General features: G+C 73.4%; 13 protein-coding genes. 2 read left to right on the plus strand and 11 right to left on the minus strand.

What is annotated here, in order from left to right; translation table 11 throughout:
- Nucleotides 1-2 precede the first annotated feature (2 nt).
- The 11 genes from AB0K65_RS00510 to AB0K65_RS00560 all read right to left on the minus strand — a co-directional run bounded on the left by AB0K65_RS00510 (nucleotide 3) and on the right by AB0K65_RS00560 (nucleotide 19,182).
- The gene (locus tag AB0K65_RS00510) at nucleotides 3-1,271 is read right to left on the minus strand and encodes an MFS transporter (RefSeq protein WP_365712780.1); all 1,269 of its coding nucleotides are present in this window, start codon (nucleotides 1,269-1,271) and stop codon (nucleotides 3-5) included.
- Complete coding sequence (locus AB0K65_RS00515) at nucleotides 1,268-9,658, minus strand: amino acid adenylation domain-containing protein (RefSeq protein ID WP_365712782.1); 8,391 nt, start codon at nucleotides 9,656-9,658, stop codon at nucleotides 1,268-1,270. Before AB0K65_RS00515 ends, AB0K65_RS00510 begins: the two co-directional genes overlap by 4 nt.
- Nucleotides 9,655-9,879, minus strand: a complete 225-nt coding sequence (locus AB0K65_RS00520; RefSeq protein WP_365712784.1) for an MbtH family protein — start codon at nucleotides 9,877-9,879, stop codon at nucleotides 9,655-9,657. The genes AB0K65_RS00515 and AB0K65_RS00520 overlap by 4 nt, the downstream gene beginning before the upstream one ends.
- A gap of 6 nt (nucleotides 9,880-9,885) precedes the next feature.
- Nucleotides 9,886-10,965 carry a phosphopantetheine-binding protein gene (locus tag AB0K65_RS00525; protein WP_365712786.1) on the minus strand — a complete coding sequence of 360 codons (1,080 nt, stop codon included), beginning with the start codon at nucleotides 10,963-10,965 and terminating at the stop codon, nucleotides 9,886-9,888.
- Between the two features lie 89 nt (nucleotides 10,966-11,054).
- Nucleotides 11,055-11,765 carry an SDR family oxidoreductase gene (locus AB0K65_RS00530; protein WP_365712788.1) on the minus strand — a complete coding sequence of 237 codons (711 nt, stop codon included), beginning with the start codon at nucleotides 11,763-11,765 and terminating at the stop codon, nucleotides 11,055-11,057.
- A 77-nt stretch (nucleotides 11,766-11,842) separates the two neighbouring features.
- Entirely contained in the window at nucleotides 11,843-13,018 is a 1,176-nt protein-coding gene (locus AB0K65_RS00535) for an alpha/beta hydrolase (RefSeq protein ID WP_365712790.1), read from the minus strand.
- Between the two features lies 1 nt (nucleotide 13,019).
- A complete protein-coding gene (locus AB0K65_RS00540) occupies nucleotides 13,020-13,952 on the minus strand; it encodes a chlorinating enzyme (protein WP_365712792.1) in 933 nt (310 codons plus the stop codon).
- An 11-nt stretch (nucleotides 13,953-13,963) separates the two neighbouring features.
- Nucleotides 13,964-15,850: an amino acid adenylation domain-containing protein gene (locus tag AB0K65_RS00545; protein ID WP_365712794.1), complete on the minus strand. Its 1,887-nt coding sequence runs from the start codon at nucleotides 15,848-15,850 to the stop codon at nucleotides 13,964-13,966.
- Between the two features lie 235 nt (nucleotides 15,851-16,085).
- The gene (locus tag AB0K65_RS00550; RefSeq protein ID WP_365712796.1) at nucleotides 16,086-16,415 is read right to left on the minus strand and encodes a hypothetical protein; all 330 of its coding nucleotides are present in this window, start codon (nucleotides 16,413-16,415) and stop codon (nucleotides 16,086-16,088) included.
- A gap of 498 nt (nucleotides 16,416-16,913) precedes the next feature.
- Nucleotides 16,914-17,951 carry a helix-turn-helix transcriptional regulator gene (locus tag AB0K65_RS00555; RefSeq protein WP_365712798.1) on the minus strand — a complete coding sequence of 346 codons (1,038 nt, stop codon included), beginning with the start codon at nucleotides 17,949-17,951 and terminating at the stop codon, nucleotides 16,914-16,916.
- 523 nt (nucleotides 17,952-18,474) lie between these two features.
- Nucleotides 18,475-19,182, minus strand: a complete 708-nt coding sequence (locus AB0K65_RS00560) for a pyridoxamine 5'-phosphate oxidase family protein (protein WP_365712800.1) — start codon at nucleotides 19,180-19,182, stop codon at nucleotides 18,475-18,477.
- A 189-nt stretch (nucleotides 19,183-19,371) separates the two neighbouring features.
- Here AB0K65_RS00560 and AB0K65_RS00565 point away from each other — a divergent pair, with 189 nt between their 5' ends.
- Both AB0K65_RS00565 and AB0K65_RS00570 read left to right on the plus strand, forming a co-directional pair.
- Nucleotides 19,372-19,794 (plus strand): hypothetical protein, encoded by a 423-nt coding sequence (locus AB0K65_RS00565; protein ID WP_365712802.1) that lies wholly within the window; start codon nucleotides 19,372-19,374, stop codon nucleotides 19,792-19,794.
- The gene (locus tag AB0K65_RS00570) at nucleotides 19,784-20,440 is read left to right on the plus strand and encodes a hypothetical protein (RefSeq protein WP_365712804.1); all 657 of its coding nucleotides are present in this window, start codon (nucleotides 19,784-19,786) and stop codon (nucleotides 20,438-20,440) included. The genes AB0K65_RS00565 and AB0K65_RS00570 overlap by 11 nt, the downstream gene beginning before the upstream one ends.

Consider the following 20,440-nt stretch of genomic DNA (forward strand, 5'->3'; position numbering starts at 1 on the left):
CCTCACGGGTTCACTTTCCGGGCGTCGGGGAGGCGGGCGGTGGCCGTCCCGGGGACGGTGGCCCGGCAGCCGAGGACGTAGAACCACCAGCCGGCGATCACCAGGGCGACCAGCGCGGCGAACATCGCGGCCGGGGAGGCGTGGACGAGGAGGAAGCCGCAGATGATCGGGCCGATGGCCACCCCGATGTGGACGAGGTTCTGGGCGCCGAAGTAGCTGCCGCGCAGGTGGCTCGGGGCGATGGCGTCGATGAACATGTACTCGGCCGGCACGACGATGACCTCGCCGATGGTGAAGACGACGATCGCGGCGACGATGATCCAGGCGTTCGTCGACAGGGCCATGCCGATCAGGCCGAGTACGAACGCCCCGGTCCCCCAGGTCAGCCAGCGCAGCAGCGTCTTCTCCTTCAGCCGGCTGCCGATCACGTACTGCGTGGAGATGACGACGATCGCGTTGGCGGCCGAGATGTAGGCGACGAGCCGGTAGGCGGAGTCGCGGGACTCGACGAGGACCAGGTACTGCGACATGTAGGTCAGCAGGGGCCCGTAGACGACGATGCTGAGGATGCCGCCGAGGGTGAAGAGTCCGAGCCGGCGGTCGGCCCGCATGACCCGCAGGACCTCGCGGAAGTTCATCGACTCCTCGTCGGAGGAGGCGGCGTCGGCGGCCCGGTCCTCGGACGCGCCGGTCGCCGTGAACAGCCCGCGGTATATCACCAGGGGCAGCAGGGCCGCGAAGATGACGCCGGCGGCCAGCAGGAACGGGCCTCCCGGGCCGGCCTGCACGGTCCACACGCCGAGGAACGGCCCGACGGCGGCGCCGATGTTCTGCAGGGAGTAGCGCAGCGAGAAGACCTTCGCCCGGTTCTCCGAGGGCAGCAGGTCGGCGAGGAGCGCGTTGGCGGTGACGCTCATCGAGGAGGAGGCGGTGTTGGCGACGAGCAGGATGCCCACGACCAGGAACGGGGAGCCGACCATCGGCAGGGCGGCGTAGAGCACGGTCAGCACGACGTCGAGGACGATCATGAAGTGGACCTTCACGAACCGGTCGGCGAGATAGCCGCCGTAGACGCTCACCATCGTGCCCACGAGCAGGCACACGCCGAGGACGTAGCCGACGGTGGCGCCGTTCATGTCCAGCGAGTCGTTCAGGTAGATCGGCAGATAGGCCAGGATGCCGAAGAAACTGACCGAGCGCGCCATGGCGCACAACAGCAGGATCCGGACGGCGACGGGCAGTTCACGGACGAGGGCCAGGAGGTTCTTCACGCCGGACCCTCCGCAGCGATCGCTTCGATGATGTCGATGAGTGAGTCCTTGATGGTGTCGATCCGTCGCCGGTCGAACAGGTCGGGGTGGTGGCCGAAGAGGATCTCCAGCCGCTCCCCCGGGATGACCGTGATGCCGAGCGGATAGTGGGAGACGCCCTTGGCGCCCTGGGTCCGCTCGCGCACACGCGGCCCGTCGGCACCGGCGAACGGGCCGGTCTGGTCAGGGTAGTTCTGGAAGACGTAGTACGCGTCGAAGATCTCGCCCGCCCCGGCCAGCCGCTGGATCTCGGTCAGGCCGAGATGGCGGTGCGGGAACACCTCCAGCTGGGCGGACTGGACCCGGCGCAGGGTCTCGCGGAGCGGCTCGCCGGGCCGTGAAAGGACGCGGAGGGGAACGGTGTTGATGAGCAGGCCGACGACGGACTCGATGCCGTCGATCTCGGCCGGACGCTCCGAGACGGTGGTGCCGAAGACCACGTCGGTGGTGCCGGTGAGCCGGCCCAGCTGGATGCCCCAGGCCGTCTGGAGCGCGGTGTTCAGGGTGACGCCGAGGCGGGCGCAGGCCCGCTCCAGGTCGCGGGTCAGCGCCGCCGGGAGGAGGGCGGTGGTGGTGAGGGGCAGGACGTGGGAGGCGAGGCCGGGGTGCCCGACGAGGGTCGGCCCCCCGAAGCCCGCGAGGTACTCCCGCCAGGCGTCGAGCGCGCCCTGGCGGTCCTGGCGTGCCAGCCAGGCGAGGTAGTCGCGGAAGGGGGTGACCGGCGGCAGGTCTGCGGCGCGGCCCGCGTAGAGGTCGAACAGGTCCTGCCAGACGACGGGCATGGACCAGCCGTCGAGGAGGATGTGGTGGTCCGCCACGAGGAGCCGGTGGCGGGTGTCGGAGAACCGCAGCAGGCAGAAGCGGAGCATGGGGCCGGCCGCCAGGTCGAAGCGGAGCGCCGCGTCCGCGGCGACGATCCGGTCCGCCGCCGCGGCCTGCCCGTCGGGGGTGAGCCCGGAGAGGTCGTGGAAGCTCCAGGGAGGCTCGACGGCGTCCCGCACCACCTGGACGGGTGTCTCCAGGCCGCGTACGGCGAAGCTCGCCCGCAGGTTGGCGTGGCGGGCCAGGAGACCGTGTGCGGCGTGCCGCAGCCGGTCGGGGTCGAGGGGGCCCTCCAGGTCGAAGAGGGTCTGCCCCTGGTAGGGGTCGTCGTCCTTCTCCGGGTCGGCGGCGATGGCGTGCAGCAGCAGGCCCTGCTGGAGCGGGGCGAGCGGGAGGACGTCCTGGAGGCCGGGATAGGTCCGCTCGAGGGCGGTGAGGGTGGACTGCTTGAGCGGCAGGAGCGTCACGTCGGAAGGGGTGAGCCCGCCGAGGCCCGGATGGCCGGTGAGCCCGGCGAGGCCGGCGAGCAGCCCGTCCCACCGGTCGGCGAGCGCGGCGACGTCCCCCTCCGGGAAGAGCGCCGTGTCCCACCGCCAGACGGCCTCCGCCCCGCCGTCGCCGCATGGCCGTACGTCGAGCAGGAGGGGGTACGGAGCCGGTGCGGCGTCCACGTCGTAGCGGAAGCAGACCTGTGAGGGCGTGAACGCCCCTTCCGGCCCGGGGGCGTCCGCGCTCGCCCGGCGCAGCTCGGCGTACCGGCGGCCCTCGTCCGGCAGCGCTCTGACCTGCTCCTTGACCCGCTTCAGGGCGCGGGCGAGGGCGCGCGGGTCGGTCAGGCTCCGGTCCAGGTCGGCCAGGCCGGGGGTGAGCCGGACCGGAACGGGGTCGGGGACCGACGGCGTCGCGAGGTCGACGCGGAGCGCCGACAAGGCCTCGGGGACCCTCCGCCCGCGCCACTCGATGAGCGCCGGGGCGAGCGCGGCGAGGGCGATGTCCGCGGGCCGGGCGTGGAACATCCGCGGCAGGGCGCTCAGCAGCGCCTCCGCGAGGTCCGGCGGGAGCACGCGGACCGACTCGGCCCGGGCGCCGCCGGGTGTCCCGTACGCCGGGTCGGGGGTCTCCAGCACCTTGTGCCAGAGGGGCAGTTCGGCGGCCGCCGTCCTCTCCGGGCCGGGGGCGGCGGTCCGCCGGCCGGCGTGGGCGATCAGTGCCTCCACGGTCTGGTGCCGGAAGACGTCCCGGGGGGTGATCACGAACCCCTCGGCCCGGGCCCGGCTGACCAGCTGGATGGAGCGGATGGAATCGCCGCCGAGGTCGAAGAAGCGGTCGTCGACGCCGACGGTCTCCAGAGCCAGGACCTCGGCGAAGAGGCGGGCGAGGGTGATCTCCTGTGCGGTGCGCGGCGGCCGGGCGGCCCGGGGGGTGAAGTCCGGTGCCGGCAGGCGGCGGGTGTCGAGCTTGCCGTTGGGGGTGAGCGGGAGCGTGTCGAGGGGGACGACGGCCGCGGGCACCATGTGCTCCGGGAGGGTCCGGGCCGCGTGGCGCCGGACGTCCAGGGCGAGGGCGCGGCCGTGCTCCTGCGCGCGCGGGTCGTTGCCGTGGTCGTAGAGCGACCGGCCGTCGGACGCCCGGGGGACGAAGAGGTCCGTCAGCAGGGGGTGGACGGTGTCCCCGGCGAGCAGCACCGCGTCGAAGCGGTCGCCCCCCGGAGTGTCCGTCCAGGTCAGCCGGGCGGTGTAGCCGAGCCGCCCGGCCAGCGCGTGGACGGCCTCGGGATCGACGCCGGGGCGGGCGCGGGTGCCGAGGCCCAGGTCGCGCACGCGGGCGGACTGTTCGGTGCGCATCAGGCGCGCCGCCTCGACCTCGGCGGCGACCCGGTGGTTGGGGATGCCGGTGACGCGGAGCACGGCCGGGCGCGTGCGCTCCAGCCGGTCCCGCAGGGCGCCCAGGCCCGCGGTGCCGGAGCCGTCCGGGCCGGTGGCGTCCGAAGCGCCCGAGCCCGCCGCGCCGGGGCCGTCCTGCCAGGCGACCTCCTCCGCGTCGCCCACGGAGACGAGCGCGGCGCCCCGCTTGTGCAGGACGACCTCGTAGCGGAAGTCGGTCAGTTCGTTGCGGAAGCGGCCGCGCTTGAGCTGGATGTCGACACCCGCGACGTCATCGATCTCCTCGGCGATCCGGCTGAAGAACGCCGGGTCGAGCAGGAGTTCGCCCTCCAGCCGCACGGTGTGGTCGACCAGGTCGCGTACGGCGGTGACCGGGTCGTCCGCGTGGGCGCCGCCGTGCAGGGCGGTCGCGGTGAGGAAGGGGTGGAGCAGCCGCAGGTGGCGGATGTCGCCGAGGAAGATCCGGCCGCCCGGCTCCAGCAGGTCCATGGCCTGCCTGAGGACGTCGACGAGGTAGGCGACGCTGGGGAAGTACTGGGCGACCGAGTTGACGACGACGGTGTCGAAGCGCCGGCCGGCCAGGTCGCCGATCTCGTGGGCGGCGAGGCTGCGCAGCACGACCCGGTCGCGCAGCGCGTCCGACTCCTGCACCCGGGCGCCGAGCGTCTGGATGAGGGAGGGCGAGAAGTCGACGCCCGTGTACGTCTCCACGTGCGGGGCGACCTGCCACAGGACGAGTCCGGAGCCGACGCCGACCTCCAGGACATGACGGGGCCTCAGGTCGAGGACGCGGCCGACGGTGGCGGCCTGCCACTCGCGCATCTCCGGCAGGGGGATGGGCCGGTTGTCGTAGCTGCTGTTCCAGCCGGTGAAGTCCTGTTCGACGCCCAGGTCCTCCTGTTCGCTGTAGCCCTGCTCGTGGATCTCCAGCCACCGGTCGACGTGGGCGATGTCGTCGGCGAGCCCGGCCCGGGCGCGGCCGGCCGCGTCGGACGTCCTCGGTACGACGTAGCCGACGAGCTGCTGGTGGCCGGGGGTGTCCTCGCGGACGACGACGACCGACCGGGCGACGCGCTCGTGGGTGTCGAGGACGGCCTCGATCTCGCCGGGTTCGATGCGCATGCCCCGGATCTTGACCTGGTCGTCGGCGCGTCCGACGAAGTCCACGACGCCCTGGCCGGAGGGGAGCGTGCGCCACTTCGCCAGGTCGCCGGTGCGGTACATGCGGCCGCCGGGCGGACCGTAGGGGCAGGCGACGAACCGTTCGGCGGTCAGGCCGGGACGGTTGAGGTAGCCGCGGGCCAGTCCGTGCCCCGCGAGGTACAGCTCGCCGGTGACGCCCGGGGGGACCGGCCGCAGCGCGGCGTCCAGGACGTACACGCGGGTGTTGGGCAGCGGGCGGCCCACCGGCACCGAGTCGGCCTCGAACTCCGGGCCCGCGCTGCCGCACTCCCAGTACAGGGAGTCGACGGTCGCCTCGGTCGGGCCGTAGGCGTTGATCATCGTGCGCCCGCGCGACCAGGTCGCGGCGAGCCCGGGCGGGCAGGCCTCGCCGGCCACCATGAGGTGCGGCACGTCCGTGAGGGCGTCCTCGGCCATGGAGCCGAGGATCGTCGGCGAGAAGGTGATGTGGGTGGGCCGGAAGCGGGCGGTCAGGGCGCGCTGGCGGTCCGGCGAGAGCAGTTCCTCCGGCGAGGTCAGGATGACGGCCGCGCCCGCGAGGAGGGTGCAGCACATCTCGCAGAACGTCGGGTCGAAGTTGATCGAGGAGAACTGCAGGAAGCGGGAGCCGGTGTCGAGCCGGAACCGCTCGATATAGCCGCGGGCCAGGTTGGGGATGCCCCGGTGGGTGACGGCGACGCCCTTGGGCCGGCCGGTGGATCCGGAGGTGTAGATGACGTACGCGAGGTCCTCGGGCCGCAGCGGGGCGCGGCGCTCCGCGTCGGTGGGGGCGTGGCCGGGAAGCGCGGCCAGCCCGGCACGCGCGTCCGGGTCGGCGAGGTCGAGCCGGAGCACGCCGGCGGCGTCGGGGGGCAGCTTGGCGAGCAGGTCGCCGGTGGTCAGGAGCGCCTTGGGCCGGGTGTCCTCGACCATGAACGCGAGCCGGTCGGCGGGGTAGTCGGGGTCGAGCGGGAGGTAGACCCCGCCGGCCTTGAGGATGCCGAGGAGGCAGGCGAGCAGCTCGGGCGAGCGGCGCAGGGACAGGCCGACGACGTCGTCCCGGCCGATGCCGTGGGCGATCAGCCACCGGGCGATGCGGTTGGCCTGCCGGTCGAGGTCGGCGTAGCCGACCTCGGTGTCCTCGTGGACGAGGGCGAGCGCGTCGGGGGTACGGGCGACCTGGGCCTCGAAGAGGGCGGGGAAGGTCGTGTCGGGCAGGTCGAGCGCGGTCGCGTTCCACCCGTCGAGGAGGGTGGCGCGCTCCTCCTCGTCGAGGAGGTCGATGGCGTCCAGGCGGCGGGCGGGGTCGGCGGCGACCGTGCCGAGGACGCGTAGGAACCGGCGGGCGAGCTGTTCCACGGTCTCCCGGTCGAAGAGATCGGTGGCGTACTCGATCTCGCCGCGCAGGCCGGCGGGACGTCCGTCGGACGCGAAGCGCTCGGTCAGCTCGATCGTCAGGTCGAACTTGGACGTGTGCGTGGGCACGGTCTCGTGGACGGCGGCGAGGCCGTCGAGCCGCCAGTCGGGCTCGATGTTGTTCTGGAGCACCAGCATGACCTGGAACAGCGGGTGGTGGCTGGTGGTGCGGGCCGGGTCGAGGACCTCGACGAGGTACTCGAAAGGCAGGTCCTGGTGCTCGTACGCGCCGAGGTTCGACGCGCCGACCCGGGCGAGGAGTTCGGTGAAGGCGGGGTTGCCGGAGGTGTCGGTGCGCAGGACCAGCGTGTTCACGAAGAAGCCGACGAGGTCGTCGAGGGCACTGTCGGCGCGGCCGGCGAGCGGGGAGCCGAGGGGGATGTCGGTGCCCGCCCCGAGCTTGGTCAGCAGGGTCGCGGCCGCCGCCTGGAGCACCATGAACAGGCTGGCGCGTTCGCGCCGGGCGAGCGCCTGGAGCCGTTCGGTGAGCACGGCGGGCACGTCGAAGCGGACGACGTCCCCGCGGAAGGTGGCGAGTGCGGGGCGCGGCCGGTCGGTGGGCAGGTCGAGGAGGGCGGGGGCGCCCGCCAGCCGCTCGCGCCAGTAGGCGAGCTGCCGGGACATCGTGGAGCCGGGGTCGTCGGCGGAGCCGAGCAGCTCGCGCTGCCAGAGGGTGTAGTCGACGTACTGCACGCCGAGCGCGGGGGCGTCCGGGGCGGTGCCGGCGCGGTGGGCGGTGTAGGCGTCGGACAGGTCCTTGACCAGCGGGGCGAGGGACCAGCCGTCACTGGCGATGTGGTGGATGCACAGCAGCAGGACGTGGTCGCGGGGGCCGGTGCGGAAGAGGTCGACGCGGACCGGGATGTCGGCGGCCAGGTCGAAGAGGTGTCCGGCGGCCCGGTCCACCGCCGCGCGCAGGGCGTCCTCGGGCACGTCGTGGAGGGTGACGTGGACCCGCGCCTCGCCGGCCGGGACGACGATCTGCTCGGCGCCCGACGGTCCTTCGGCGAAGTACGTCCGCAGGCTCTCGTGCCGTACGAGCAGGTGGCCGACGGCCGCGCGCAGGGCGGCGAGGTCCGGCTCTCCGGTGAGGCGGACGGCGATGGGCAGGTTGTAGGTGGCGCTGGGTCCTTCCAGGCGGTGCAGGAACCACAGGCGCTGCTGGGCGTAGGACACGGGCACGCGGGCGCCGCGCTGCCGCACGCCGGGCGCGGGGCGGGCGGGTGCGCCGCCGTCGAGGCGCCGGGCGAGCGCGGCGGGGGTGCGGTCCTCGAAGACGGCGCGCAGGGGGAGTTCGACGGCGAGGGCGGAACGGACGCGGGCGACGAGCCGGGTGGCGAGCAGCGAGTTGCCGCCGAGGTCGAAGAAGCTGTCGTCGGCGCCGACCCGGGCGACGCGCAGCACCTCCCGGAAGAGGTCCACGACGGCCCGCTCGCGGTCGGTGGCGGGTGCGCGGTACGGAGCGGAGTGCGCGAACTCCAGCGCGGGCAGGGCCCTGCGGTCCACCTTGCCGGCCGGGGTGAGCGGGAAGCGGTCGAGGACGGCGATGCCGGCGGGGACCATGTGGGCGGGCAGCCAGGTGCGCAGCGCGTCGCGCAGGGCGGCCGGGTCGGGGGTGTGCCCGGGGGCGGGGACGACGTAGCCGGCGAGGTGGCGGCTGCCGGGGGCGCGGTCCTCGCCGTCGGCGCCGCGGTCCTCGCCGTCGGCGCCGGGCGCGTCCTCGCGGACGACGACGCGTGCCTGGGCGACCTCGGGCAGGCGGCGCAGCGCCTCCTCGATCTCGCCCAGCTCGACGCGGTATCCGTGGATCTTGACCTGCTCGTCGACCCGGCCGAGGAAGTCCAGCGCTCCGTCGGCGCGGCGGCGTACGACGTCTCCGGTGCGGTACATCCGGGTGCCGGGAGGGCCGGACGGGCAGGCCACGAACCGCTCGGCGGTGAGCGCGGGCCGGCCGTGGTAGCCGCGCGCCAGGCCGTCGCCCGAGAGGTACAGCTCGCCGGGCTCGCCGGGGGCCACGGGCGCCAGGCGCTCGTCCAGGACATGGACTCCGGTGTTCCGCATCGGGGTGCCGATGGTGACCGGCTCGCCCGGGCGCACGGGGGCGACCAGGGACCAGATCGTCGTCTCGGTGGGCCCGTAGAGGTTCCACACCTCGGCGTGGCCGTCGGCGGACAGGAAGTCGGCCAGATCCTTCGGCAGCGCCTCGCCGCCGCACAGCAGCCGGGTCCCGGCGGGGACTTCGGCCGGTGTCCAGCCGGCCTCCCGGAGCAGCTGCCACAGGGCGGGGGTGCCCTGGACCAGTGTGGGCCGGGCCTCGGCGAGGCGGCGGCGCAGGGCGGCGCCGTCGACGGTGGTCGCGCGCGGGACGAGGTGGAGCGTGGCGCCGTTGACCAGCGGGAGGTAGAGCTCGAGTCCCGCGATGTCGAAGGAGATCGGGGTGGTGGACAGCACCACGTCCCCGGGGCGCACGCCATGGTGCGCGGACATGAAGGCCAGGAAGTTGGCCAGCGAGCGGTGGGTGACGACCACACCCTTGGGGCGGCCCGTCGAGCCGGAGGTGTAGATGGTGTACGCCCCCCGGCCGGGGCCGGCGCCGCGGCCCACCGGGTTCCCGGCCGCCCCGCTCCCCCGGGGGAGGCCGGTGGAGGGGTCGAGCAGGGCTGTGGAGGGGTCGACGGGGCCCAGGCCGGGGGCGATCGCGGCGGTCGTGATCAGGGCGCGCGGGCGGGCGTCGGCCGTCATGTAGGCGAGGCGCTCGCTCGGATACCCGGGGTCGAGCGGGAGGTACATCGCGCCGGCCTTGAGCGTGCCGAGGAGGGCGGCGACCAGGTCCGGCGAGGAGGGCAGGGCGACGGCGACGGTGTCCTCGGGGCCGGCCCCCCGCTCGATCAGCCAGTGCGCGACGCGGTTGGCCCGCTCGTTCAGCTCCTCGTACGTGAGGGCGGCGCCCTCCCCGCGTACGGCGACCGCCGACGGCTCCAGGGCGACCCGCTCCTCGAACCGGGCGACGAGTCCGGAGGTCCGGGTGGCGCCGGGCGCGGTGGGGCCGTGCGTCCGCGCGGTCATGAGCGGCCGTCCCTTCCCGGCGAGCCCGCCGGTGCCAGGGCGGTCCAGTGCTCCTCGACGTACCCGAGGCAGGCGGCCCGGGCGTCGGGGCCGAAGACGGTGTCCCAGCCCCGCGGGACCGCGACGGCGTCGGGCCAGAGCGAGTGCTCGCCGGCCTCGTTGGCCAGGACGCGGTACACGCCCGACTCGTCCTCGAAGGGGTTGCTGCTCGGCTGGTCCATGTCGCCCTATCCCTCGCCCACGAAGTCGTCGATGCGTGCGGCGATGTGCGCCGCGTCCGTCACGCAGAGCCGCACCCCGTGCTCGTCGGAGTCCATGACCTCGGTCGTCAGCCGGCCCGTGATCACCGACCGCCAGTGCGGCAGCGTCTCGTTGTCCTTCGCCAGGAGCATCAGCGCGTCGATGGCGAGCGGCTCGGGGCGGTGGGTCTCCAGGGCGCGGGCGGTGGTGCGGAACGCCTTGTGGAGCCGCTCGGCGAACCGGGTGGCCGCTCCCGCACCGGCCGCCTCGGCCCCGAACAGCACGGCGGTGATCTCCCGGTAGACGCCCTCCCGGGTGGCGTCGGCCGGGGCGAGCGGCGGGTGCGTGGTGTGGGGGTCGACGACCCGCAGGACGTCGTCGCGGAACTCGACGAGCCGGGCGGCCTCGTCCTCCGCGTCCCCGGGGTCGGCCGAACCGTCGAGGTAGCCGTCGACGATCACCAGCTTGCGCAGGCCGAGCCCGCGTTCCTCGGCGATCCGGGCGATCTCGTAGCCGATCACCCCGCCGGCGCACGCCCCCACGAGGTGGAAGTCGTCCTCGCCGAACTCGTCCTCGATGAGGTCCGCGTACTGCTCCGCGATCGCCCGCATGTCGTCCGGCACGTCCACCGCGCTGATGTGCGGGGACTGGAGGCCGAAGCACCCGCGGTCCGTCCCCAGCAGCCGGACGAGACGGGCGTAGCCGTCGACCAGGCCGAGTCCGGGGTGGATGAACAGCAGCGGGGTGCGGGAGCCCTGGTTGCTCATCCGGATCACCGACCGCTCGGTGTTGGCGGCCTGGAGCAGCGCCTTGTGGGCACTCAGGGCCCGGATGGTCCGGTGGCGCAGCAGATCGCCCATGTTGAGCGACCAGCCCAGGCGCTGGTTGATCTGCTCGATCGTGACCAGGGCGAGCAGGGAGTCGCCCCCGGTGGCGAAGAAGTCGTCGTCGGGACCGACCGACGGCCGGTCGAGCGTCGTCTTCCAGATCTCGACGAGGGCCTGCTCCACCAGGCTCTGCCCGGGCGCGACCTCGCTCTCCTCGGGTGCTGTCTGCCGAGCACTCACAGCGGGACTCTCCTTCTGATCGGTTCGGGCGGGTCGGTCGGACGGGAGAAGGGGCCGGGTCGCGGGGCACGGGCGGCCAGGGCCCGGCGCTACATCCAGCCGCCCGTGAAGTGCAGGACGTCGCCGGTGAGGAAGTCGGCGGAGCCGCTGCCCAGGAAGACCACCAGGTCGCCGATCTCCTCCGCCGTGCCGAGGCGGCCGGCGGGCAGCAGGTCCCGCAGCCGGGCCCGGCCCTCGTCCGTCTCCCACAGTTCGGGCGGGTAGTACGTCTCGCTGCGCAGGAAGTTCGGCGCGACGGCGTGCACGGTCACGCCGTGCGGCGCCAGTTCCCGGGCCGCCGCCCGTGCGTAGGCGGAGGCTCCGGCCCGCAGCGAGCTGTACGCCGAGAACCCCGCCTCGGGCCGCAGTGGGGCCGCGGAGGTCATCAGCACGATGTGTCCGCTCCCCCGGCGCTTCATGTGCGCCGCCGCCTTGGCGAGGACCGCCGCCGGAGTGACGAGCAGCGCTTCCGCCGCCTGCCGCAGCTCCGCCGGATCGGCCTGGTCGACCGGCAGGTAGCGGGCCGGGTGGACGTCGTTGCTGACGACCAGGTCGAGCCGCCCGTACCGCTTCACGGCCTGCCCGACCGCGCCCGCCGCGGTCCTGGCCGGGCAGGCCACCGCGCCGTCCCGGCCGTCCTCGTACGCGGTCCGCTCGGCCTCGTCGAGGAAGGTCTCGTCGTGGCAGAGCACGGTGTAGCCGGCCTTGCGCAGGGCTTCGACGCAGCCGGGCCCGGCGTAGCGCGTCACATGGGTGACCACGGCCACGCGCTCCGCCCCCGGGCCCGGACTACGGACCGGCTCGGCCTCCGCCCGCCGGGCCGGATCCGTCCCCGTGTTCACGCGCCACCGCCGACGAACTCCCGGATCATGGCGTAGATCTCCCGGTCCGGGATCAGGATGTCGTGATGGCTTCCGGAGTCCCGCTCCGCGACCCTGGCCGCTCCCGCCACGAGCCCGTGGAAGTGGTGCGCCGTCTCCGGGTGGGTCATCCGGTCGGTACGGCTGGTGGCGATGAGCACCCGCTGCCCGATCCGGCGCGCCGCCTCGTTCGCGTCGTACGCCATGAGCGCGTTGTTCAGCCGGGCGTACCGGTGGAAGAGCTCCAGGTCGCCGTACGGATAGAGGACGTAGGGCGCCAGCCGGGTCGGCACCCCGAACAGCATGTTCGGGTCGAGGAACAGGTCGAGGACCTCCCGGGCCCTGCGGTGGCCGGAGGCGGCGCCGGCGAGCAGGCCCTGGAACTGCTTCTGGAACGGGGTGCGCATGACCCCCTCGCCGAAGTTCAGGTCGGGGTGGAGGACGGTCAGCGTCTCCACCCGGTCGCCGAACTCGGCGGCCGCCGCGAGCGCCACGGGGGCGCCGCCGCAGATCCCGATCAGCTGCGCCCGCCGCAGGCCGTACTCCGCGAGCACCGCCCCGACGAGGGCGACCTCCTCGGCGAAGTCGCCGTCCGGGGTGTCCAGGGACTCCCAGTCGCCGAAGAGGTACGGGTTCTCGTACGTCACGACCTGCCGGTCTGCGGACAGCTCGTCCAGCCAGGGGCGGAACAGGGCGGCGGGGACGCCGCAGGGCAGGACGAGGACGACGGCCTCGCCGTCCGGCGAGGCGGCCCCCGAGGAGAACGAGTCGAAGGACGGCAGCCCTTCGGCCCGGACCCGGCGGCGGCCGGGGAGGGCGGCGAGCCCCGCCAGACCCGCCGCGCCGCCGGACGGCTCCCCCGAGCGGTCGGCCACCGGCTGCCAGACCCCGGGCTCCAGGTCGAGGAAGTTGCTGAGCGCCACTTCCAGGCTGGAGGGCTTGTCCGGGGCCGGCCAGACGAACCGGGGCACCGTCAGCCCGTACGAGGCGCCGATGCCGGCCAGGACCTCGTTGCACCGCTCGACGTCCCGCGGGCCGAGGGCGTCGCCGCCCCGGTCGTTCGCGGGGAACACGCGCAGCGTCTCGCGGGCCGATCCCAGGAGGGGCTGGCACAGTTCCAGCGCCTCCACCACGCTCAGGGTCGTCGTGGTCATCTCAGAACTTTTTCCCGCGCGTGGTCTCGGTGACCATGCGGTTGGCGGGGTTGTTGTTGGCGCCGTTGACCAGGACGCTGCCGTAGCGCTCCAGGCTGATCCGGCCGCCGTACTCCTCGATGTGGTCGCTTCCCGGGTAGACGGAGACCGAGGACGGGACATAGCGGGAGGCGAAGCCCATCCGCATCTCGTTGGTCAGGCCCGCGTGCGGGTGGGACGCGTGCATCAGCGTCGACCAGAAGATGATGAACTGCCCCGGCTCCATGACCTGCGAGACGGCGGCGTCCTCGTCGGGCTTCCAGTCCGGGTCGACCTGGAGCTCGCGGTAGTCGTAGCCGAAGAAGCCGCGGCGCACGCCGTCCTTGTCGACCCCGTTGATCGAGTTCGGGTCGTAGTGCATCCGCTTGGTCTCGTCGTAGTTCATCTGCTGGTGCGTGCCGGGGATGAACTGCAGGCAGCCGTTCTCCACCTTGGCGTCGGTGAACGCGGACCAGACGGTGATGGTCCCGCCGAACTCGGCGTTGTCCGGCCACAGGATCTGCGGCGTGCCCGAGGCGTTGGCGAAGGTGTCCGCCTGGTGCCAGTCCGTGCCCTCGTCGCCGGGGTGCTTGGGGAAGAACTCGGTGCGCCAGCAGATGACGTCCGGGCCGAGGATGGAGGCGACCCGCTCGACGATCTCCCGCTTGCCGATGTGGGCGGCGAGGAAGTCGTTGTCGAGGTGGCGGTCGTAGTTCGAGATGTTGGTGGCCCCGGACAGCTCGTCGTCGGGGTAGACGGCGTGGCTGCGGTCGAGCATCTGTAGCCGGGTCTTGCGCCAGATCTCCCGCATCTCGTCGGGCTGGTACAGCGTGAAGGGGCCGATGAACCCCTGCCGGTGGAAGGTGGCCAGCTCCTCGTCGGAGAGGGCGAAGGACTTCTGGGCGTGCGTGGTCATGTGCTGCGCTCCTAGCGGGAGGTGAGGGCGAGCCGGCTGCGGATGGCGGCGGCGAGGGCGGCGATGTTCGCGCCCTCGGCGAGCGTCCCGACGTTGAGGTCGGTCTCGAACCGTTCGTTGACGACGCCGAGCATGTGGATCAGGGAGAAGGACGTGCCGCCGAGGTCGAAGAACTCGTCGGTGTCCGCGATGCCGTCCGTGCCGAGCACCTCCGTCCAGACGGCCCGCAGGACGTCCTCGACGGACTCGTCCCCGGAGCCGGCCGTGACCGTGACGGTCTCGCCGGCTCCGGCGCCCGTTCCGGTCTTCGACGTCGCGGCGAGCCGGAGCTCCAGCCGCTTGCGCAGGCCGTCCTCGTCGAGCTTGCCGTTCACCGTGACCGGCAGCTCGTCCAGCGGGAGGTAGGCGGAGGGCGCCATGTAGCGCGGAAGCGCGTCGGCGACGGCGTCCTTCAGCTCGGCGACGAGCCGCTCCGGATCGGCGGTGGTCACGGGGTACGCGACCAGGCGCGGATCGCCCTCGCCGAAGTCGGCCGCGAGGACGACGGCGTCCCGGACCTCGGGGTGCCGGGTGAGGACGGCCTCGATCTCCCCGGGCTCGACGCGGTAGCCGCGGACCTTCAGCTGCCGGTCGGCGCGGCCCGCGTAGGCGAAGGTGCCGGGAGCGATCTGGACCCCGCGGTCGCCGGAGTCGTACCAGCGCGCGGTGGTCCCGTCGGCGGCGGTCCGCTCGACGAACCGCTCGGCGGTGAGGGCGGGGTGGCCCAGATAGCCGCGGGCGACACCGGCGCCGGAGACGTGCAGGACGCCCTCCTCGCCGACCGGCAGGGAGCGGCCCCGCTCGTCGAGGACGTCGAGCCGCAGGTCGGCGAGGGGCTCGCCGATCAGGCTGCGGCCCTCGGCGTCGCCCGCGAGGTCGGCGGCGGAGATCCGCCTCCAGGTGACGTGCACGGTGGTCTCGGTGATGCCGTACATGTTGATCAGCGCGGGCGCGTCCAGGCCGTGCCGGTCGGTCCACGGCGTCAGCGCGCGGTGGTCCAGCCTCTCGCCGCCGAAGACGACGTACCGCAGGCTGAGCGGGTCGTCGGCCGGGGCGGCCGCGTCCGCCTGGACGAGGTTGCGGAACGCCGACGGCGTCTGGCTGAGCACCGTGACCCGCTCGCGGCGCAGCAGCTCGTGGAAGGCCCGCGGGTCCCGGGCGGTGTCGGAACCGACGACGACGAGGCGCCCGCCGTGCAGCAGCGCGCCCCAGACCTCCCAGACGGAGAAGTCGAAGGCGGCGGAGTGGAAGGCGGTCCAGACGTCGCTCTCGTCGAAGCCGAAGACCGGCGCGGTGGCGGTGAAGAGCCGGACGGCGTTGCGGTGTTCGACCATGACGCCCTTGGGCTCGCCGGTGGAGCCCGAGGTGAAGATGACGTACGCGAGGCTCGCCCCGTCCGCGCCCTGGTGGCCGGCCGGGGCCCGGTCGCCCTCGGGGCCGGTCTCGGCGGGGGCGTCCACGAGGACGACCCGCCGCCCGTCCACCAGGCCGGCCGTGGCACCGCTCGCGACGACGACGTCCGCGTCGCAGGCGGCCAGGACGAAGGCGCGGCGCTCGGCGGGATAGGCCGGGTCGACCGGCACATATCCGGAACCGGACTTGAGGATGCCGAGTATTCCGACGACGAGATCGGTCCCGCGCTCCACGCAGAGCCCGACCCGCCGGTCCCTCCCGGCGCCGGCCGCCCGCAGCGAACGGGCCAGCCGCTCGGCGCGTACGTCGAGTTCGCGGTAGGTCAGTCGCGTACGGCCGTCGGTGACCGCCACGGATTCCGGGAAGCGCGCGGCGATCCGCTCGAAGTTCTCGTGCAGGGTGAGCGAATCATCGAGCGATTCGCTGGAAATCGCACCAGGATTCATAGACGTGGAGCCTTTCCCAGTCGTGGATCAGGAGGATTCGGATGTCGCGGGATTCTCGGAACGCACGTCATTCCCGGGATGCGCGGCGCTCGCGGAATGCGCGGACCCCCGGAGACTCCGAGGAGGTCCGACGCTCTCGGGACCCGGCGGCGTCTTCATGAATGTGTCAGCCGCCCGCGGGGCCCTTCAAGGGAATCTCCTGGCACCAAGGTGCAGTGGCTGCAAGTGGCCAGCGTCAGGGCGCGCGGTCGTCGACGACGCACACGATCCCGTGGCAGAGCCCGAGATCCCGCCCCTTCCGGGGCATCCTCAGCTCGACCCGCACCCGTTGCGACGGGGGCCGCAGCAGGAAGCGGACGGCCGCGAGGACCCCTGTGCCCGCCTCGGGAGCGGAGGCGGCGGAGACGAAGACGACGGAGCGCCGATCGGGTTCCGGCGGCCGGGGCAGATAGACGTGTTCCACCTGACAGCTGGAGATCTGGCGGACGACTCTGGCCAGATCGTCGGGATCGATCCGCGCCGACCCGAATTCGCCGGGCGGGACCTCGAGATGGATGGCGTACATGGCGAAGAGAATCCCAGCCGTTTCACGGGGTACGTCCCCGCGCTCCGGGCAGCTTCGTGCCATGGCAGCAAAGGGCCTTCGGGTCGCGATGACAAAGCGTCAGAGGCATGCGCGGTGATGACGGCTGACCCTTCGCGGCGCTCCGGAGCCGCTCCGGCGGACCACCGGTGGCCGGGCCACCGGCCGGTGGAGGGGGCCGGCGGACCACCGGGCGACGGGCCCCCGTCGGACGGGCACGGGCCGACGGACCAGCGGCCGACAGGCACGGGTCGACGGGCACGGGTCGACGGACCAGCGGCCGACGGCACGGGCCGACGAGGGCCACCGGGCTCACGGACCACCGTCGGACGGACACGGGCCGACAAGGGCCACCGGGCTCACGGACCACCGTCGGACGGACACGGGCCGAAGGACCGTCGGGCGAACGCGCCGGGGCCGGATCCCCGCCGCATCCCGGCCGCCGGTCCGGGCGGGCCGGAGCCCGCCGGCCCGGGGGACTCAGAGCCAGCCGGCCCGCTCGGCCAGGACGCCGGCCTCGAAGCGGCTGCGCGCGCCGAGGCGGGCGGAGAGGGCGGACATCATCCGGCGGGCGGTGCGGAGCGAGAGGCCCAGCTTCCGGGCGGCGACCTCGTCGGTGAGCCCCTTCTGCAACAGCCGGAGCAGCTCGATCTCCTGCTCCGAGGGCGCGCCCGCGGCGGGCCGCTGCCGGCCGTGCAGCGGTGTGGCCCGCTCCCAGACCAGCTCGAACAGCGCGAGGAGCGCGGTCACGACACCGGGGGCCCGCAGGATCACCGCTCCCGCGCGCGTGTCCTCGGGGCTGACCGGCAACAGCGCCACCGAGCGGTCGGCGATGAGCATGCGCAGGGGCAGGGACGGCATGGTGCGTATCTCGCCGCCGAGTTCGGAGAGCCAGCGGGCGTACTCGGTGGTGGCCCGGTCGTTGCGGACGCTGTCCAGATAGATGGTCCGGAGCTTCACCCCGGCGGCCAGGCTCTGCTCGTCGAGCGGACGGCTGGCCTCCAGCGCCTCGGGGCTCTGCGCGCCGCCGGGCATGAAGGCGACGATCTCGGTGTCGGCGTGACGGGCGAGTTCGGAGAGCCGGGCCCGCACCTCGTTGACGCCCTCCAGCTGTTCGAGACCGGCGTTGCCGTGCCGGGCGCGCTGGGCGGCGTAGATCGCCGTGAGTTCGGCGGTCGCCGCCCGAATCGTCGCCAACTCCAGCTGCTGGGAATGGATTTCGGTTTCCCGGCGGTGAATGTAGGCGGCGAGGCCGACTTCGGGACTTATCGGGGCGACATCCGTCGCGTCTTTCGTGGGGTAGAGCATCGACAACTCGGCCAGTTTGTCCAGACTGACCCGGACCGCGGCTTCCTCGACGGACAGCTCCTTGGCGATCTCCGCGAGCCCCCACCGCGGTTCACTGATCACCAGGCGGTAGACGTCGACGCAGATCTCGTCCTGGCCGATCAGCGCCGCGAGCGACGAGAAGTCCGTATCCGCACGGGTACCGCGGCCCGGGTCGGCGAAGCCCCCCATGAGACCCATCCTCACTCAACGGATCGAAAGTCGGTCAATCCTTTGATCGCCCCGAACCATTCGGCCCCGGATGGTCGATCCCGGTACGGAGATCGGGGTGCCCTTTTGGGTGTTCGACGTTACAGGACGGGAGCGGATATGGGGACCACGCGCAATCGGGTCGTTCACGCCCGGCCCGGCGAAACCCGGGCCGAAAGGCGAAGGCCGAACAGACCGGTCGGGATGGCGGTACCGCTCCGGAACTGCGCGGCTCCCCGGGCCGCCGCGCCGCCGCGCCCACGGGCCGGAGCGCCCCGCGGGGCCCGTCGGGCCGCCGCTCCGCCTCCGACTTCGTCAGGTCGTGGGGGGCGAGGCGGCGCAACCGCGGGGCGCAGGGCCGGACCGCGCGGACGCCGGGGCGCGGGACGGGACGGCGCGATCGCGGGGCGCGGGACGGGACGGCGCGCACGCCGCTGCACGAGGCGGCTCGGCCCCCGGAGCGCTGCGCGAGGCGGCGTGCGCGCCGTTCATCCACCTGCACGCCTCAGGCCGGAGCCCCTCCGCCGACGACCTGCCCCGTCCGCTGCACCACATGGGCCGGTGGCTCGACGCCGGGCGGCAGGACCGGGTCGGCGACCGGTGCCCCCAGCGTGGTGACCACCGGAAGGACCCCGGCCCACAGGCCCAGTTCCGCGTCGGGCCCGTCCCCGTCGTCCGGCGGCCCGCTCGCCGTCTTCACCGACGCCTCGTCGAGATCCAGCGCGACCAGCGCGGTCGCGGCCAGCTCCTTACGGCTGGGCTGCCGGGCGTACTCCCACTGCCCCGGCGTGCACTGCTCGGTCAGCGCCCGCAGCCCGCGCAGCTTCTCCTCGGGGTCGGTGACCGTCCTCGGCACGCCGTAGATCATCGCGGACCGGTAGTTGACGCCGTGCTCGAAGACGGAACGGGCGAGGACCAGCCCGTCCACGTGCGTCACGGTGACGCAGACGGCCCGGCCGGGCGCCTGCACCAGGCTCCGGCTCGCGACCGACCCGTGCAGGTACAGCCGCTCGCCGTCCCTGCCGTAGACGGTCGGCACGACCATCGGGGTCCCGTCGACGGTGACCCCGAGATGACACAGGAATCCGGCGTCGAGCACGGCCTCCAGGTCCTCCCGCCGGTGGCTGCCCTTGTGCCGCATGCGCCGCAGCCTGGTCCGCTCGGTGACGTCCAGCTCCCCCGGCTCGGATGCCCGCTCGTCGGCGGTGGTCATGGTGCCCCCTCGTTCTTCCCGATCCATGATCTCGATCCGGGATTGTCACGTCCTCCACCCCGGAGCGCCACCGCCGCCCGCCTGGCGGACGCGCCGGGAGCCCGCGGCCCCCGCGTGGAACCGGCCGTGCCATGCCGGGTGTCCTGCTCTACGGTGCCCTCAGTCACCCACGACGGACGGGGAGGTAGCGTGCGGCAGCCAAGGGCGGCACTCGCCGAGCGGATCGCCGAGCGGAGAAGGGGAGGCGACGACCCCCGCGCGCTCGTCGGCGAGATGCGGCGCTCGATCCTTCTGGTGCCGGTGGCCGACGGGGGTCTGTGGTCGGTGCGTTCGGGAGGGGTGCGGTGGATCTGCGGGTTCACCGACGAGACGGCGCTGGCCCGGTTCGCCCTCCGTCACGGGCCCGGTGACCGGCCCGTGGAGTACGCCGCGCTGCGGGGCGCGCGGATCGTGGACGAGATCGTGCCGTCCCTGGGCGAGCCCGCCGGCCTCGCGGTCGACATCGCCACGGAGGACGCGTCGATGTTCTTCCCCCCGGTCGCCGGCATCGTCCCCGACGCCGTCGCCGTCGACCTCGGCGCGACGGAGGAGGTGCGGGGCCATGGGCGGTGACGGTGCCGACCTGAATCTCGACAAGGCGTCCGTCGTCAAGTTCACGCAGGGCGTGGGCGCGACCATCGACCAGCTCGGCGACCTCGGCGGCGCCACCGGTTCGGTGATGGGCAAGGGCTTCTCGGAGCTGTCGATCACCGGGATGGAAGCCGGGCACCACGGCCTCGCGGTCGACTTCGAGGACTTCTGCGAGCGCTGGGAGTGGGGTGTCCGCGCACTGGTGCGGGACGCGAGCGGGATCGCCGACCGACTCGGTCTGGCGGCGGGCACCCAGTGGGAGCACGACCAGTACGTCGAGGGCACGCTGAAGGTGGGCGTCAACTCCGTGATGGGCGGCAACCCGCACGCCTCCGAGGAGGAGATCACCCGGCAGGACTGGGGCGACGTCTTCACGCCGGACGCCCTGGACCCGGACTGGAGCCCCGAGTCGTTCGAGAAGGCCGGCGAGGAGATGGAGCAGACCTGGAAGGACACCGGTCGCGCCGTCCTCACCGAGGGGCAGGGCGGTCAGCGGTCCGAGATGCTCAACGACGCGCTCGGCATCTCCGACGACCAGTGGAACCGGGCGCTTGACGACACCTTCGGCCCCTCGCCGCAGGAGCGTGCCCGACAGGCGCAGCAGCAGGGCGATTCCGGGGGGAACTGA

The sequence above is a fragment of the Streptomyces sp. NPDC053755 genome (genome assembly GCF_040677675.1).
Taxonomy (GTDB): Bacteria; Actinomycetota; Actinomycetes; order Streptomycetales; family Streptomycetaceae; genus Streptomyces.